Annotated in this window: 12 protein-coding genes and 2 tRNA genes; 5 read left to right on the plus strand and 9 right to left on the minus strand. The window is 50.2% G+C overall.

Annotation, left to right across the window (positions count from 1 at the left end):
• Positions 1–31: 31 nt before the first annotated feature.
• On the minus strand, positions 32–1543 hold the full coding sequence (arfA, locus tag KTH89_RS09215; RefSeq protein ID WP_238721446.1) for an arabinosylfuranosidase ArfA: 1512 nt from the start codon (positions 1541–1543) through the stop codon (positions 32–34).
• 246 nt (positions 1544–1789) lie between these two features.
• On the opposite strand from arfA, the gene KTH89_RS09220 reads away from it, so the two are divergent.
• The gene (locus tag KTH89_RS09220; RefSeq protein WP_158347369.1) at positions 1790–2851 is read left to right on the plus strand and encodes an AI-2E family transporter; all 1062 of its coding nucleotides are present in this window, start codon (positions 1790–1792) and stop codon (positions 2849–2851) included.
• Between the two features lie 573 nt (positions 2852–3424).
• On the opposite strand, the gene gnpA is transcribed toward KTH89_RS09220, so the two are convergent.
• The 5 genes from gnpA to KTH89_RS09245 form a co-directional block, all read right to left on the minus strand.
• Positions 3425–5581, minus strand: a complete 2157-nt coding sequence (gene gnpA / locus KTH89_RS09225) for a 1,3-beta-galactosyl-N-acetylhexosamine phosphorylase (RefSeq protein WP_158347368.1) — start codon at positions 5579–5581, stop codon at positions 3425–3427.
• A 42-nt stretch (positions 5582–5623) separates the two neighbouring features.
• The gene (locus KTH89_RS09230; protein WP_158347367.1) at positions 5624–5803 is read right to left on the minus strand and encodes a DUF6903 family protein; all 180 of its coding nucleotides are present in this window, start codon (positions 5801–5803) and stop codon (positions 5624–5626) included.
• Between the two features lie 13 nt (positions 5804–5816).
• Positions 5817–6710: a carbohydrate ABC transporter permease gene (locus tag KTH89_RS09235; protein WP_330654890.1), complete on the minus strand. Its 894-nt coding sequence runs from the start codon at positions 6708–6710 to the stop codon at positions 5817–5819.
• A gap of 15 nt (positions 6711–6725) precedes the next feature.
• Positions 6726–7625: a carbohydrate ABC transporter permease gene (locus tag KTH89_RS09240; protein ID WP_158347366.1), complete on the minus strand. Its 900-nt coding sequence runs from the start codon at positions 7623–7625 to the stop codon at positions 6726–6728.
• A gap of 150 nt (positions 7626–7775) precedes the next feature.
• Complete coding sequence (locus KTH89_RS09245; RefSeq protein ID WP_238721447.1) at positions 7776–9170, minus strand: carbohydrate ABC transporter substrate-binding protein; 1395 nt, start codon at positions 9168–9170, stop codon at positions 7776–7778.
• Positions 9171–9558: 388 nt separating this feature from the next.
• Between KTH89_RS09245 and KTH89_RS09250 the strand changes: the two genes are divergently transcribed.
• The 3 genes from KTH89_RS09250 (at position 9559) to KTH89_RS09260 (ending at position 10703) form a co-directional block, all read left to right on the plus strand.
• A complete protein-coding gene (locus KTH89_RS09250) occupies positions 9559–10401 on the plus strand; it encodes an AraC family transcriptional regulator (protein WP_158347364.1) in 843 nt (280 codons plus the stop codon).
• A gap of 118 nt (positions 10402–10519) precedes the next feature.
• Positions 10520–10593 (plus strand) — tRNA-Pro (locus KTH89_RS09255).
• A 36-nt stretch (positions 10594–10629) separates the two neighbouring features.
• Positions 10630–10703: transfer RNA gene (locus KTH89_RS09260), tRNA-Pro, on the plus strand.
• Between the two features lie 100 nt (positions 10704–10803).
• On the opposite strand, the gene KTH89_RS09265 is transcribed toward KTH89_RS09260, so the two are convergent.
• Positions 10804–11235 (minus strand): type II toxin-antitoxin system HicB family antitoxin, encoded by a 432-nt coding sequence (locus tag KTH89_RS09265; protein WP_158347363.1) that lies wholly within the window; start codon positions 11233–11235, stop codon positions 10804–10806.
• Between the two features lie 65 nt (positions 11236–11300).
• Between KTH89_RS09265 and KTH89_RS09270 the strand changes: the two genes are divergently transcribed.
• Positions 11301–12773, plus strand: coding sequence for a GntR family transcriptional regulator (locus tag KTH89_RS09270; RefSeq protein ID WP_158347362.1), 1473 nt, complete (start codon positions 11301–11303; stop codon positions 12771–12773).
• A 17-nt stretch (positions 12774–12790) separates the two neighbouring features.
• Here the strand turns inward: KTH89_RS09270 and KTH89_RS09275 are convergent, their stop codons facing one another.
• Together KTH89_RS09275 and KTH89_RS09280 are read right to left on the minus strand one after the other, a co-directional pair.
• Entirely contained in the window at positions 12791–14083 is a 1293-nt protein-coding gene (locus KTH89_RS09275; protein ID WP_158347361.1) for a hypothetical protein, read from the minus strand.
• Complete coding sequence (locus tag KTH89_RS09280; protein ID WP_158347360.1) at positions 14073–15656, minus strand: GGDEF domain-containing protein; 1584 nt, start codon at positions 15654–15656, stop codon at positions 14073–14075. The genes KTH89_RS09275 and KTH89_RS09280 overlap by 11 nt, the downstream gene beginning before the upstream one ends.
• Positions 15657–15766 lie beyond the last annotated feature (110 nt).

Genomic DNA, 15766 nt, shown 5'->3' on the forward strand with positions numbered 1-15766 from the left:
GCTCATAGCTATAAAAATAGAATCGATAGAATCAACTCTTAGCCAGGCGGATGACATGGAAGCTTTTATCACAGAGGATGGCGCTCAGTATTCCGCCTTCTATCTTTGCGTTTCCGCCGGCTGACGGTTTAACCAGGTCGGGGGCGGACTGGGTGTTGGCGGCTTTTAGGTCCGGGTGGGTCAGGACGATATGTTCTTTTACCTGATACCCCTCGAACTGGCGCAGATCACAGCTCAATTCCATAGATTCTTTCAGGTCCTTATTTACCGCGAATATGGTCAGCTCCGCCGTCTCCGACGCCTCATTTTCATTCAGGACACATACGCTGTCCAGGTAGGGGGCGTCGCCGTACCGGCATTCGTACACCGGGGTATCTGCCACCGTGTGCAGTACCGTGCCCCGGCCGTATTTGCTGATCAGGGCAAACGGATAATAGATGGTCTGTTTCCATGCCCCGGTATCGGAAGTCATGATCGGCGCGATTACATTTACCAATTGCGCCAGGCACGCGATTCGTACCCGGTCGGCATGGCGCAGCATGGTAATCAGCATGCCGGCTACCAGCAAAGCGTCCTCAAAATTATAGATGTCCTCTAACTGATGGGGCGCTTTACACCAGGGCTCCAGCTTTTTGTCCTGCTCTTTGGAATGATACCATACGTTCCATTCGTCAAAAGAGAGATGAATAGACTTTTTTTTGCGCTTCTTGGCTTTTACCGCGTCGCAAATTGAAATTACGGAACTTATGAACTGATCCATAGCCACCGTATTGGCCAGGAAACCGGGGGTATCGTCCGCGCAATTATCGTAATATTGGTGCAGCGAAATGTAGTCTGCCTGGTCATAGCATTCGGACAGAACCGTGTCCTCCCAGTCCCCAAACGTATCCATATAAAGAGAAGAACTTCCGCAGGCTACCAGTTCTACGTCCGGGTCTATCATTTTCATCACGCGGCCGGTCTCCGCAGCGATTCTGCCGTATTCATACGCCGTTTTATGTCCCATCTGCCAGGGGCCGTCCATCTCGTTTCCAAGACACCACAGCTTAATATCATGGGGCTTCTGATAACCGTGCGCGATTCGCAGGTCGCTGTAATAGCTGCCGCCTTTCAGATTACAATATTCCAGAATATTCTTGGCGTCTTCGGGACCGCGGGTTCCCAGATTGACAGCCATCATCGGCGCGGTACCCGCAAGCGATGTCCAGTCCATGAATTCATTCAACCCGAACTGATTGGTCTCGATCACATTCCAGGCCGGTTCGATTCTTTGAGGGCGCAGCTCTTTCGGCCCGGTCCCATCCTCCCAGTGATAGCCGGACACAAAGTTCCCTCCCGGATAACGGACCACAGGCACCCCCAGTTCCCGGACCAGACCCATGACATCCCGCCGAAAGCCATTTTCATCCGAGAGCGGGCTGTCCGGCTGGTAGATCCCTTCATAGACGGCGCGTCCCAGATGTTCGATGAAGGAACCGTAAATTCTTTCGTCCACCTCTCCCACTTTCATATAACGGTCCACGTGTAATACTGATTTTTTCATACTGAAAACCCATCCTCCTTATTCACATCAAACTTTGCGTAGTTTCCATATTTCCCATTCAAATTATCCCATTTCGCGTCAAAAAGAAACTGTCTTTTCTCTTTTTATATTGACTTTTCTTCCGGTTTTCATCGTGATTCATCTAAGAAACCCGTCCCAAATAAGGGTTATAAAAAAACGGAATACAGATATACTAATCAGGAAAGTCAAGAAAACGAAACTGCCGCAGAGGAACCGGGTGAACACATGAATTGGAAACTGACGAATAGAAAAAAAGCAACCCTAGTCATGATCGCGGTAACCATCGCGGTCTATCTGGGTATGAAATACCTGCTCCCCCTGGTTATCCCCTTTTTGGCCGCACTTTTTCTGGCGCGGTTCATGCAGCCCCTCATCCGGAAAATAAGAAAAAAGATAAAAATCAACAGCGGCCTCCTGGCCGGAATCTTCCTGCTGATCGCCGGCGGCCTTCTCTTCTTTTTGCTGTTCCTCCTTACAGAAAAGCTGATATCCCAGATCGTCTACCTGCTGAACCACCTGAGCCTATACGAAAGCCGTCTGCGGAACATCCTCTACGGCTGCTGCTGCAGCCTGGAAGACTGGATCAAGATACCGGCGGAACAGCTCCAAAACATCATACTGGAAAACATCACGGTCTTCATCGAAAACCTACAAGTAAACCTGATCCCCAGAATTATGAATCAGTCGGTAAATTACATCCGCATATTCGTAGAAATACTGGGTGTAGTCCTGATCACGGTCATTTCCACCATATTGATCGCCAAAGACTTCGATAAACTAAAAGAATGCAACAGCAAATACATCTATTACCGATACATCCAGAACCTGGGGCACCACCTCATGGCCGCCGGCGGCTCCTACCTGAAAGCCCAGCTTCTGATCATGACCATCATCGCCGTCATCTGTACCCTGGGCCTTTTGCTCCTCAGGAACCCCTACGCCCTGTTAGCCGGCATCGGCATCGGCCTTCTGGACGCCCTGCCCGTCTTCGGCACCGGCTCCGTACTCATCCCCTGGGTCATCATAGAGCTTCTGCGGGGCAACTTCTTCCAGGCAGCCATCCTCTTCACCATCTACATCATATGCAGCTGCACCCGGGAATTCCTGGAACCCAAACTAATCGGCGACAAACTGGGCTTCCCCCCCATCGTCATCATCATAACCATTTACATCGGCCTGAAGCTCTTCGGCATCACCGGCGTCTTCCTGGGCCCCATCTCCCTGCTCCTGATCGGAGAAATCGTCCGTGAGATCTTCATCCATTACAACCTAAGCCTTAAGAAATAAACGAATAACATCCCAAACCTCAAAGCGTACCGCCTCCCAGACACAGAAAAACACTTCATACCAAGACGCAACATGCCAACGCCAAAAAACCCAGCTCCAAAAATCCCAGCTCCAAAAATCCATAAACACTAAGCCCAATTTAGAGTAGGAGCAGAGACGCCGGAACCGGGGTTCGTGGGACAGGGTATGCCGCCGTCTTTTGGCTGCCGCTGAAACCGGGGCCCCGCCCCATGGCAGCGCCGCTTTGTGTCCGCTTCCGGCGGGCATAGGGCGGCTGAGTAACAGCTTAGTGAAATCCAAAAGCCGGATTCAGGATGCCCGGCGGACTTCACGTCCGACGGGCAAGGGCCTCTGAACCGGGAACACATCACGTGTTCCTGGTGAATAGGCCCGGTTCCTGAATCCGGCTTTTGGATTTCACTTAGCTGTTACCAGCGCAAGCCCTCAGCCCGCCGGAAGCGGACACAAAGCGGCGCTGCCATGGGGCGGGGCCCCGGTTTCGGCGGCAGCCAAAGGACGGCTGCAGACCCTGTCCCACGAACCCCGGTTCCGGTGTCTCTGCTCCGGCCCCCTCTAAATTTCATACCACCGAATCTCGTTGGCTTCCAGATCCAGCTGGAAGCTGTTCTTATCTCCTGTATAAATTGTAGTGCTCTGAGGCTCATAAGTATTATTCACCACGCAGTATTTCCCGCTGTCCACGTAAGCGTGAACCTCCACATTAAAGTTACTGCTGAACCATTTATACAGATTCTCCTCATCATGGGTGCTCCACAGAATGGAGCGGTACAAAAGACGGTTGTTCTCAAAGCTGTAGGGCAGCCCGCTTAAGTACACGGCCCTTCCCCGGCCAAAATCATTTACGGCCATCTGGACTTCCTGATCCCGCTGCACCAGGACAGCCGCGCCTTCCAGGGCGAAAATGTTTTTCTTGCCCTCTCCGAAATCTACCGGTCCTGTGCAGTCCTCTAAAATAAAGTGGCTGTGCTCTTCCCAGTTGTATTTGTCATACCCAAGCGTAAAGCCTCGCTCTTCCTCCACACCAAACACGTTGGCCAGCTGGATGAACCTGCCGTTGGCCTGATGGCCGGTAGGCTCTCCGACGCCGATCAGTCCGCCGCCCTGATGGACGAATTCTTTTACCGCCTGGACGATCACAGGATCGCACCACCATTCCCCGCCGGTATAAGCGGTGTCAGCGTCTCCCACATTTAACAGGACATCGATATCCTTCAGAACCGACGGGTCCTCCTTAATATCCTCGAAGCTGATAAAACGCACATCAAAGGGCGCGCCCGACAGCGCTTCTATGACTCCCGCATAGGAATAGTTCTGCTTGTGGTAAATGGCGTGATGAACCATGTGATTGCCCCAGGCCCTCATCCTGCCCCAGCAGTTTAAGACCGCCACGGTTTTGATACAGTAGGGCGTCGTGCCTTTGATGTTTTTATACAGTTCCCGGAATTCGTCGCATACGGATTCCACGTAATCCACAAAGTCGGGGAACTGGGTCGCTAATTTCAGGTATCCGCCGTAGCCGATCCGGTCCACCGGTTTTCTGAGGATCGCCCGCCTGGCGGTGACCCAGCCTTCCTTGGCCAGTTTAACCGGATTGCCCCCCTCGTGGAAGGTGTCCGGGAAGAAATAGGGCAGAAGGCGGCCTTCCGTATATTTTACGCCCTGGATATCGCTGATCAGCCGCAGCGTCGCGCCGTTTCCGACACTCCCCACCACAGCGTCCAGGCCCAGTGTTTTGAATTCGTCCATAAACGGTTCGGTTCCGATCCAGTGGTCCCCAAGGAACATCATGGCTTCCCGCCCGCACTCATGGGTGATGTCCACCATCTCCCGCACGATCTTCGCCACCTCCCGGCGCTGGAACGCCTGGAAATCCCGGAATTCCTTCGTGGGAATCCGGTAGTTATTGTTATAATAGCCCTGGTCGATGATGTATTCCGGCCGGAAGGGATAACCCGCTTCTCTTTCAAACTGTTCCAGGATATACGGGCTCACCGATGCGGAGTAACCGTACCAGTCCACGTATTTCTCCCGCGCCAGCTCGTCGAAAATCAGCGTAAACTGGTGGAAAAACGTGGTAAACCGCAGCACATTGACATAAGGATGCTCCTCGATAAATTTCCTGAGCCGCTTCATGGTATATGCGTGGGTCTTAGGCTGGCGGACGTCAAAGGTAATCTGATGTTCCACATTTTCCCAGCTGTTGGTAACCGCGTTGTACATGTGAACCGGGTCCCACATGATGTAAGCCAGGAAGCTTACGGTATAATCGTGGAACGGCTCTGTCTGTACCGTCACGTCGCCGTCCTTTTCGTCGTAGCTCCATTTGTCTGTGGAAACCACCTCGCCGGTTGTCCGGTCTGTCACTTCCCACCAGCGTTTGATGTCATCCCTGCTGTTCGGGGTCAGCATATCAGGGTAAAGCCCTTTCATCAGATGGATCTTAAGGCTTCTGCCCGTGGCTGTGTAAAAAGGCGTCATTACATACATCTGCTGTATTTCATCCGGATTGGCCATCGCCCATGCGTTATCTTTTCGTGTAGTATAATAAGTCGAATATATTTTAGCGTCCACTTCCCGAAGCTCTTTGGGAAAGTCAGTACCGTCACAGTCTCTGACTGCATCTGCCCCCCAGCGCTCCATCAACGTCAGTGTTTCCGGGATAACGTCAATGTCGGTCGGTATGGTGACACGGCCTTTCGTATGTTCCATATGAAAAGTCCTCCTGATCATTCCGGATCTTATAATTCCGGGTTATTTATATTTGCGGTTGTAGAACCACAGCAGCGCTACCAGGCCGGCCAGGCCCAAAAACATAACTCCCAGTCCGGCTGCGCCCACGTTCTTTTGTCCGATCACCACCAGGGAAAGGCTGATGATAAATACAACCAGTACCACCAGTGCAGTTACGATTTTCTTTGCGGTTTCACTCATAATGTCAACCCCCTTATCCTTTCAAACCGCCGAGGGTCATACCCTGGGTCAGCTTCTTCTGAACACAGATATAGAGTATCAGGGTGGGTACCATAACGATAACCAGGCCGGCATACAGCTGTCCGTACTGCACCGCGGACTTCTGCGCCGCCATCAGATTCATCAGGCCCACCGGCAGGGTCTTCAGCTCCGGTTTCGTCAGCAGGGTCATGGAAATGATATATTCATTCCAGAACGCCAGGAAGTTGAACAAAATGACGGTTACCACGCTGGGTTTGGCCATGGGCATGATCACCTGTATCATCGTTCTGGCGTAACCTGCGCCGTCCACATAGGCCGCTTCCTCATAATCCTTGGCCAGCGATTTAAAATAGCCGGACAGCAGATATATGGTAAACGGCAGGGCCGTCGACGCGTACACCAGCGCCAGTATGAACAGGTTGTTCAGGAAAAACGGATGCCCCGTCCACTGCCGCAGCACTTTATCCCCGTTATTTAACATCAGGAAAATGGGTACCACGATGTAGTTTACGTTAATGAACAGACCGGCCATGAACAGCACGTTCCACAGGCCGCTGCTTTTAAACTTAAACCGGGCCAGTACATAGGCGGCCGGCAGCGCGATCACGATCAGCAGCGCGATACCGATAGCCACGACGATCACAGAGTTTAACATATAGGAACCCATGTTGGCCTTCTGCCAGGCGTCGGCAAAGTTGGCCAGGTGAATCCCCTGGGGAAGCGCCCATGGATTTCCGTAGAACTCGGAATTTTGTTTGATGGAAGCAATGAAAACCCAGGCGACCGGTACGATAATCATGACGGCCAGAAGGCTTAACACGATATAGATCACAGCTTTATACGCTTTCGGACTGCCATTCTTTAAAGCATTTTTATTTTCTTTCACTCCGATTCACCTCCCTTAGAATTCAAGCTCTTCACGCTTGGTTACCGCATTCAGAATGCCCGCCAGCGCGAATGAGAACAGGAACACCATAACGCCGATGGCCATACCGTATCCGTAGGAGGAGTTCGTATAAGCCTCCTGGTACATATAACTTAAGAATACGCTGGAAGCTCCGTCCGGCCCGCCGTTGGTCATAGCTTTGACGAACAGGAAGCTCATGTTGATCGTACTGATGATGAAGAACGTCAAGGTGGTCCGTATATTGGTCCAGATCAGCGGAATGGTGATGGTAAAGAACTGCTTGATTCTTCCGGCCCCTTCCATGCTGGCCGCTTCATAGAGGCTTTCCGGTATATTCGCCATGCTGGCCATATACATGACCATATAGTAGCCGATAGCCTGCCATATCATGGCGATTACGATACTGTAGATGACGATCTTCTGGCTTCCCAGCCACAGGATCGGGTTATCCACGCCGTTCTGCCCCCGGAACAGGTTCAAAAACGAATTGAGAAGCCCCTGGTTCGGATCGTAGATTGCCGAGAAGATGGCGCTGATGACAACTACGGACAGTATGTTGGGGATATAAAATATAACTCTGAAAAAATTCTGGCCTTTGATTTTTTCACGGGTCAGCATCGCCGCGAAGAGAAGGGCCAGCCCGAAGGTCACGATGGTCACGATTACGATGAGCAGTATGGAATTCTGGAATGCCTGATAAAATTTGTCACTTTGGAAAAGCTTCTGAAAGTTCTGTAATCCTACAAAGGTTTTATCATCCGTATACCCGCCCCATTTGAACATGGACATGCGGAAAACGTCGATCGTGGGAATTATCATAAAGATAAAAAACAGGATGACGGCCGGAGCAAGGCAGAAAAAAATGAACCTGCCTCTCCCTTTTTGTTTATTCATTGCTTCATCTCCTAATCTTTGGGCTCTGCGCGCAGGAACTTTATTCCTGCCGAATAAATAAGGGCCGCCGCACTAAGATTTTTTCTGCCTCCTGATCCGGCAGGCTTGAATATTCTTAGTACGGCAGCCCCACGATTGTTTACAGGGTTATTATTTCAGGGCTGCACGGAGTGCATCGCTGTCTTTCTTCACCTGTTCCACCCACTGTTCTTCGGTCTTGTCACCGCTTACCAGAGAGTTGATCGGATCGAAGAAGGTCGTACGGACGGTAACTCCCTCTACCGGATCTGTAGTTGCGAACGCGTCCATAACCGCGATTGCGCCGGTATCATAGATGGAGTAGTAGATCTTATTGTCGCCTTCCAGTTTGTCTGCCATGCCTTTGATGGGCTGTACGGCAGGGGTCTCGCCGGATGCGAAGATTTCAGCCGCTTCATCGCTGTACAGATAAGCGATAAACTGTTTTCCAAGATCCTGGTTCACAGCGCCCTTGGGCATCCAGATCTGCTCGAAGAAGGTATAGGAAGCGCGGTCTCCGCCTTCGGTTACTGCGGGAAGAGCCGTGAAGCCCCATTTGAAGCCTTCCGCGCGGGGCGCGTCTGCCATTTCACCGATGACCCAGTTGCCGTTCGGCATAAACAGTGCTTTGTCGTCCAGAACTAACTGCTGGTTCTTACGGAAATCATTGTCGTTGGCGTTGGCCGGAGTGGTTTTCTCTGTATAGGAAGCAAGTTTCGCGATGATATCGAAGGTCTGCTGTGCTTCCGGGGTATCCCAGGCGCCCTCGCCGTAGCGCAGCGCTTCCTGGAATTTGTCGTTTCCTGCCGTCTCACGAAGCAGGGCGTAGAAGAATGCGTCAAAGTATCCGGCTGTCGGATAGGTAAACAATGCGATTCCTTCCGCTTTGGCTTTGTCGCCTAATTCCCACATCTCATCCCAGGTCGTCGGTACGGTCCAGCCTTTTGCTTCAAAGAGTCCGGCGTCGTAGAACAGGCCGCAGGGTCCGTAGAACATGGGCATCAGGTAGGTTTTTCCATCGCCGTAGGGGTTTGTGATGGAGTTGTCAACGAAACCGGGCAGGATCTTTTCGCCTACCGTAACGTCCTCGCCGGGAACGGTCATGGCCAGTACGTCTGTCATTTCCACCACGTTGTTATCTTTGATGAAGGTTTCGGTCAGGGCGGATTCCGCGCCTACCGCACGCATGATCACATCCGGGTAATCTCCGGCTTTCATGGCGGGGGTGATGATGTCTTCCAGTTTTTTATCAATGGTCAGTTCCACTTTCACGCCAGGGTTTGCTTTCTCAAATGCGGCGCATACATCCTGCCACATCTGGGCGCCATAAGCGGTCTCAACTGCTGCTACTTTCAGCGTCTGTTCTCCTGCTGCGGGCTCTTTTGCTTCTTCAGAACCATTGTCTGCCGGTGCGGAGCTTTCAGGCGCCGGAGTGTTGTTCTCTTCTTCCTTACTGTTGCCGCATGCTACGAGGCTCAGTGTCATGGCTGCTGCCAGGACCAGGCTTAGAACTTTCTTCGCTTTCATAGTATTTCCTCCTTAATCTTTCTCTATGGCTGTCTATCAGCTTAGAGATCCTCGTTCCTGTGTATCACAGGTCTGTAATTAAAGGATAGTCTGAATTGTCAGTGAATTCAACACAGATATTGCGCTTAATTTTATATATCTTGCTGTTTTCCTCAAAATCAAGATCCGATTATATTTATATAGTTTCACACGCTAAAACACTGTATTGGAGAATCAGCATTTGGGATTTTGTATATATTATAACTATTTCTTCCATTTTTTCTCGTTTTATTGTCTTATTTTCGTTTGTTTGTTATAATCAGAATATAAATAATTGTAGATCAATAAAGCGCAAGAATCATAATATTATTTGACTAATTCATGAACATTTTGTAAACGGAGGGATCTCATGGGCAATACCAGATATCAGCTGACCGACACAAATCATGATAAAATAGCGGCAAAGCTTCTGTTCGTCAGTTCTTCCGTATATGAAGGGGACTGGCCCAGTATTCAGCATACCCATTACTTCACGGAGCTATTCTACGTACGGGGCGGCAGCGGCAAATTTATCGTTGAAGACAAGACATTTTCCGTAACCCAGGACGACCTGGTGATCATAAACCCCAATGTGGAGCACACGGAAGTCTCTCTTGGCACTGTCCCCTTGGAATATGTGGTGCTGGGGGTGGAGGGGTTGTGCTTCTCCTTTAATGAAAACGCGGATTATACCGTTTTTAATTACCGGAACCGCCGGGAGAACCTTATGTTCTATTTTAACTCCATGGTGGCGGAAATGGAACAGAAAGAGAAAAATTATGAGCTGGTCTGCCAGGATCTGCTGGAAGTCCTTCTGGTAAATGTGGTCCGCCACGCAGGCTTTACCTTTGAAGTAGTCCCGGCCCAGAAGACTACCAGGGAATGCGGCCGCGCCAAGCGGTATATCGATTCGAATTATATGGAAGACATCACTCTGGACACACTGGCTGAAATCGCTCACCTGAACAAATTTTATTTTGTTCACGCCTTTACAAATTGTTACGGACTGTCTCCGATCAATTATCTGAACGACAAACGGATCCGCTGCAGCAAAGAATTGTTACAGTCTACGGATCACAGCATCGCCGAGATCGCCCAGCTGTCCGGATTTTCTTCGCAGAGTTATTTTGCCCAAAGTTTTAAAAAAGCATGCGGCGTCACGGCCGGTTCTTATCGCAAAATGATGAAGAGGGGGCAGGAGGCTGCCGGTTAGGGGATGAATTTTGAGCTGAATTTTGGCGAGAATTTTGACGAGAATTTTCTAAAAACGTGTTGACAAATCAGGGGCTTATCTGTATAATAACTTATGCTGACCCGATGGGGTTCAGTATCGAAGCGTGGCTCAGCTTGGTAGAGCGCTACGTTAGGGACGTAGAGGTCGCAGGTTCAAATCCTGTCGCTTCGACTCAGGGGTTTATCCCCTTTCATATAAATTTAATATCGAAGCGTGGCTCAGCTTGGTAGAGCGCTGCGTTCGGGACGCAGAGGTCGCAGGTTCAAATCCTGTCGCTTCGATACTGTTTTCAGAGATAATGCGGAAGTCGTTTCATACGAATTCCGCATTTATTTTTTTCTAAGTTTATTTCTAAGAACCTGCGTTGGCGGAAGCAGTTTTTTAAGCGTCAAGCGCCTTTATCAAAGCTTCCTGTAAAACTTTAGAAAAATTCACCCCTGCCCTTTCTGCCTTTTTGTTAAGCCAACTGGGTATTGTCAAATTTTTTCTTACCATTTTGTTATCAAGTTCTGATCGATATGACATAAAATCAACATCCACCAATGTTACAATATCTCTGTCACCATGTTCAACTTCTGATAAATCCGAAGGCTCAGGTAGCATTTTTCCCATATCTTCCAATGTAATACCCTTAAGTCCAATCGCATCTCTAGCCATTTCTATCGCATCTGTAAGATCATTTCCTTGTGTATCAATATCCATGTCCGGGACTCTTATCATGTATATTCCATCCGTCGGCGTTATAAGATGGAAAGCATATAAACTTAATGAACATGCTAATATAGAAAATTCGGGACGGTCAACAATCCTCATCCGATACAGTTGCAAAATAAGGAGCCCCGCCTTATAATGATCAAAACAAGGGACGAAAGGCGAAGATAATTTTGAGCTATGATATTATGATGTACGAACGGGTTTTCCAAATTCTCAAGAACAGGATTGAAAGCGGCCTGCTGCCAATAGGTTCCAGTCTCCCCTCCCGCAGCAACTTGTGTGAAGAATTTGGAACCTCGGATAAGACAATTCGGCGCGCATTGAAGATGCTGAAGGAAAAAGGCCTGATCGATACCCAGCAGAGAAAGCGTCCCGTCGTGTGCTATAATCACAATTCCGTTCACCGCACCACCAGGCTGGCGCTGGAGAAAATAGACGCCATGGTCACAGACGACGTACTTCAAACGGGCGTGCTGTTGTGCTATCCCGTGATTAAAAACGGGATTACTCTCTGTAAACAGGAGGATCTTCAAATACCGCGCACGATTTTAAAAAACATGTCAATTGAGAATCCGGGGGAGTTTTGGAGACTATCCAAATGTTTCTGGAGATTTTTTGTTGCCAGAAATGAGAATGATCTGATTCTTCGTGTAGTAGACAGCCTGGGGCTTTCCGACCTAAAGCCATTGCAGGATGACGCGACCAGCCGGGCCAGATATAGCGGGCAGCTGCAGGGATTTATGCAGATTATAGAAAGCGGCGGGGCACCGGAAAGCGCGCATTTTGACGACATGTCCGTACTATATGGCTTTACTTCCGGAAACCATCCTGCATTCCATGTTTCTCCCGACTCGGTGGTGGTTCTTGGAAGAAAACAACTGGAAAAACTTTTATCCGGCTCCGACGTGAGAAACGCGGCGGTGTATATGGATCTTTTGGGGCTTATCGCCGTTGGGCGGTATAAACGGGGCGATAAGCTGCCCTCGCACAAAGAGCTGCAGGAAATATATGGCGTCTGTGTGGATACGACAATCAAAGCGATTCAAATGATGCAGGAGTGGGGCGTCGTAAAAACGGTCCGCGGGAACGGCATCTTTGTGGATATGGACCCGGAGGAACTGAAAAAAATACAAATTCCCGTTCATTTAGTCGCGAATCAGGTCCGCCGCTATCTGGACAGCTTGGAATTGCTGGCTTTAACCATTAATGGGACGGCCTGCTGCGCCGCGCCGCATATTACGGGGGAAGATATTCAGGAAGTAAAAAGCAGAATCGATCTCCTCTGGAATGAAGAGTACCTATACGGGCGTACCCCCGCAGTTCTTCTGGATTTTATTATCGAGCATACCGGAATCGACGCATTGAACGGTGTTTACACACTCCTGCAAAAGAATCTGCGGATCGGCCGCAGCATTCCTTCCTTGCTTAATACGGCTAAAACGGCTGTAAACTGTGAAATTCATGAGCAATGCGTAGAAGCCATTGAGTTGCTCTCTGCGGGCAATCACACCGCCTTCGCCGAAAAGACCGCGGAGGCATTTCAGAATATCTATCGCCTGGTGACCGGGGAGTGCAAGCGGCTGGGCTACTATGAGGCCGCCATGGGGGCCTATGACGGAAGCGCATTGTGGAAATAACGTATCCTATCTTTTCCTTATATCTTCCCGAATTCCTTCGCGGCCGCTTCTACAAGAGACCTTGCGTCACTGCCGTCTTTCGGATATGTAACTGTGCAATAACGCGGAGTAATGAAAATCTTTTGATCGTCCAGCCTTCTTTTCCAATGCAGCTGTAAGACGAACTCCGAGATCATACGGCCGGGATCCTGGCCGTCCGTAAATATCGCGAGCAGGAAACTGTCATCGCTTAGCCGGGTTGCGACCGTGTCCTCCGGAAAACAGTCCAGAACGCTTTGCCGGAACCGCATCAAAAACATTACAAGTTCCTCACGCTCCATATTTTTTGTAAATCTGCGGAAATTCCCTAACTGCAGTTCCAGAACGCAAAGTTTGGAATCCGGCTCTTTCGTTAAACGCTTATTCACAAAGTAGAAAAAGCCTTCCATGGTTGCGAGTCCGCTGTCCGCATTCGTATATTTTTCGACTTGCAGCCTCCCCCGCAAACGGATCGTGCTGCACAGCAGCATTCCTAAAAGAAACAGAACAAGTCCGAGAGTAAAGAAAGCAGCGTCGATGAGAGCATGCTCCGCCTGCGTGATCCAGCCTCCTTTGGGCATGATACTGATATTCCACGTGGCAGGCAGGCTGAATTCATGCTTCACAGCGTCCGAATAGTCAACCGAGGGGTCCGAAGTCGAGATGACCGTCTTCGTCTGCCCAAGAAAATCCAGCCGCCAGAGCTCATAGTCGTAATTTCCGTCCTCCAGCTCCTTCAACCCAAGCGCGGAGAGTACATAGCCGCTGTCCATGGCGACTACGATCTCGCCGATATAGTCCGCGCCCAGATAGATGGGCTGCAGAAATAAGAACACGTCCATCTCTTCACCAAACAGGCTGGACGGTCCTTCCACCACGGGCACTTTTGCAAACTTTGCCAGAGTGACGCTGTAGGCAAAATCCGCCATATTCTTTCCGGCCAAGGCGCCGAAGCGGTCCTCCGGATAGATGTAGTTCAGCGTATCTTCCTTAAAATAGGCGGCATAGGCAACATGCTCGTTGTCTTCCATGAGTTTTCTCACGCTTTTCTGAAACAGCTCCAAGTTATCGGCATCATCCGGATCAATGGTGTAGGACAGCTTTGCCGCGTCATTCAAATTTCCAAAAGTCTCGGCAAGGCCTCTGCGGAAACCAACCTCCACCGTCCGGGCCGCCGCCACGCGCTCCTGGCGCAGCGCATATTTTACAGAGGTATCCAACGCAAACATCGCTCCCGCCAACGCCAACACAAGAACGCCAAATATCAGAACCTGACTTTTTCTAAATTTCATCGCGCTCACCATACATAAAAATGGAATAATTTGCCTTACCATGGCATTTCACATCATAAAGCGCTTTATCCGCATTTGAGATCAGCATACCCAGCGTAAGCTCCTGATGCCATATGCTGGCACCGATACTGCAGTGGGTCGCAATATTCTTATCCTCGCAGCACACGTCAAACGACAGTCTGCCGACCAGCTCTTTTAAGACGGCGTCCAGCTCCTGGCGGCTGTCGATGTCCCGCAGGATCAGAATGAATTCATCACCGCCGTACCGTCCCACAAGCCCGTCATACTTCGCGCCGTATTCCCGCAGGAGGGCGCCGATCTTTTGCAGAACCATATCGCCGGCCAGGTGGCCGTTCTGATCGTTCAGCGTCTTCAAATCATCCAGGTCGATAAAACAGAGGGCCAGGAGCTGATCGTCCTGTTTCTTCCGCTTCTCCCGCAGCATCGCCTCCGCCCTGTCCAGGAAGATAACCCTGGTGAAGGTTCCTGTCAAGTCGTCGTTCAAGCCCCTGCTGGACAGCTGGATAATATTTTCATAATCGAACAGTTCCGATGGGTCGCTGCCTTGATAGACCTTCTTTTTGATCTCCTGCACGGATTTGACCATATGCTCCATGCTCTTGGCCTGGAGCCGGGCGTGGCGGTATACAAAATAATATACGCCCAGCAGCAGCAGGACCATCCCGAACAGGACAAAGACCGCGGAGGGCAGCATGGAGAGAAACTCCGGCCAGAACGCGACGGTGACCACCACATCCCAGTTGGCATTTTCTACAGGTCCGTAATCCGTGTACATAAGTTCGGCGCCGGCTCTGCTCAGAAATGAGCCGGCCTTCCGGTTCAGCATCTGCTCCTCGACCTGGTCGTCGGTCGCCCCGTAGAGCGTATAGCCGCCCAGGATATCCAGAATCGAAGCGCCATACGCCGTGTCGTTGGTGGAGCACATCACCTGTCCCTTCGAACCGACCAGCACCGCATCCGCCGTCGTGGTAGAGGTAATCTCTTTTAAAAGGGCCGAGGTATCGTCCAAAACAATTGTGGCAAACAGGCTGCCGGTCATGACTCCGTCTTTCATCAGCGGAACAATGACGGTATAGTTCAATGTCTTGCCGTCGGCTCCGGCCACAAAGCTGTCCGTTACATAGGGCTGCTTGGAGGCGTATACCTTCTGCATATGCTCCCGGCTGGCCAGACTGGCCGGTTCTTCGCCCAGGGTATACACAACGATATCCTTATCCACATAACAAATAAACATATATCCATAATATTCGTTGATTTTATCCAGTTTTTCAACTTTTTCCTCCCAGTCAACGCCGGGATCGTAAAAAATCGGAAGCGACGCCAGGGATTTCAGCAGCTTGAGCGACTCGTTCACCTTTTCAGACACCTGTGCGGAGGCGCTCTGCTGGATCGTCCAGGCTATCTGTTTCATATTTTTATAAGCAAGGAACGCATTTTGAAACACAAAAATCAACATGCCTAAAATCAGGCAGCAGACAAAAGCCCTGCGCACATGGGCGAAGGCTAATGCTTCCGTAGTTTTTCCAGCTTGCTTTTCGTTTTTCGATTTCATATCTATTTTTCCACCCGCGAATTTCTTTATTATAAGGTTGTTGTTCACCTGGCACAGTGGCATGATCCGTTTTTGATTGTCTTTCCTTTATCCGAACGCAAAATTCTTGG

Origin of the sequence: Diplocloster agilis, assembly GCF_019042275.1 — a bacterium.
Classification (GTDB): Bacteria; Bacillota; Clostridia; order Lachnospirales; family Lachnospiraceae; genus Diplocloster; species Diplocloster agilis.

Excerpts from the sequence above, each read along its gene's own strand:
- arfA (WP_238721446.1), bottom strand. The coding sequence starts at position 1,543 with ATGAAAAAATCAGTATTACACGTGGACCGTTATATGAAAGTGGGAGAG.
- KTH89_RS09220 (WP_158347369.1), top strand. The coding sequence starts at position 1,790 with ATGAATTGGAAACTGACGAATAGAAAAAAAGCAACCCTAGTCATGATC.
- gnpA (WP_158347368.1), bottom strand. The coding sequence starts at position 5,581 with ATGGAACATACGAAAGGCCGTGTCACCATACCGACCGACATTGACGTT.
- KTH89_RS09230 (WP_158347367.1), bottom strand. The coding sequence starts at position 5,803 with ATGAGTGAAACCGCAAAGAAAATCGTAACTGCACTGGTGGTACTGGTT.
- KTH89_RS09240 (WP_158347366.1), bottom strand. The coding sequence starts at position 7,625 with ATGAATAAACAAAAAGGGAGAGGCAGGTTCATTTTTTTCTGCCTTGCT.
- KTH89_RS09245 (WP_238721447.1), bottom strand. The coding sequence starts at position 9,170 with ATGAAAGCGAAGAAAGTTCTAAGCCTGGTCCTGGCAGCAGCCATGACA.
- KTH89_RS09250 (WP_158347364.1), top strand. The coding sequence starts at position 9,559 with ATGGGCAATACCAGATATCAGCTGACCGACACAAATCATGATAAAATA.
- KTH89_RS09265 (WP_158347363.1), bottom strand. The coding sequence starts at position 11,235 with ATGAGGATTGTTGACCGTCCCGAATTTTCTATATTAGCATGTTCATTA.
- KTH89_RS09275 (WP_158347361.1), bottom strand. The coding sequence starts at position 14,083 with ATGAAATTTAGAAAAAGTCAGGTTCTGATATTTGGCGTTCTTGTGTTG.
- KTH89_RS09280 (WP_158347360.1), bottom strand. The coding sequence starts at position 15,656 with ATGAAATCGAAAAACGAAAAGCAAGCTGGAAAAACTACGGAAGCATTA.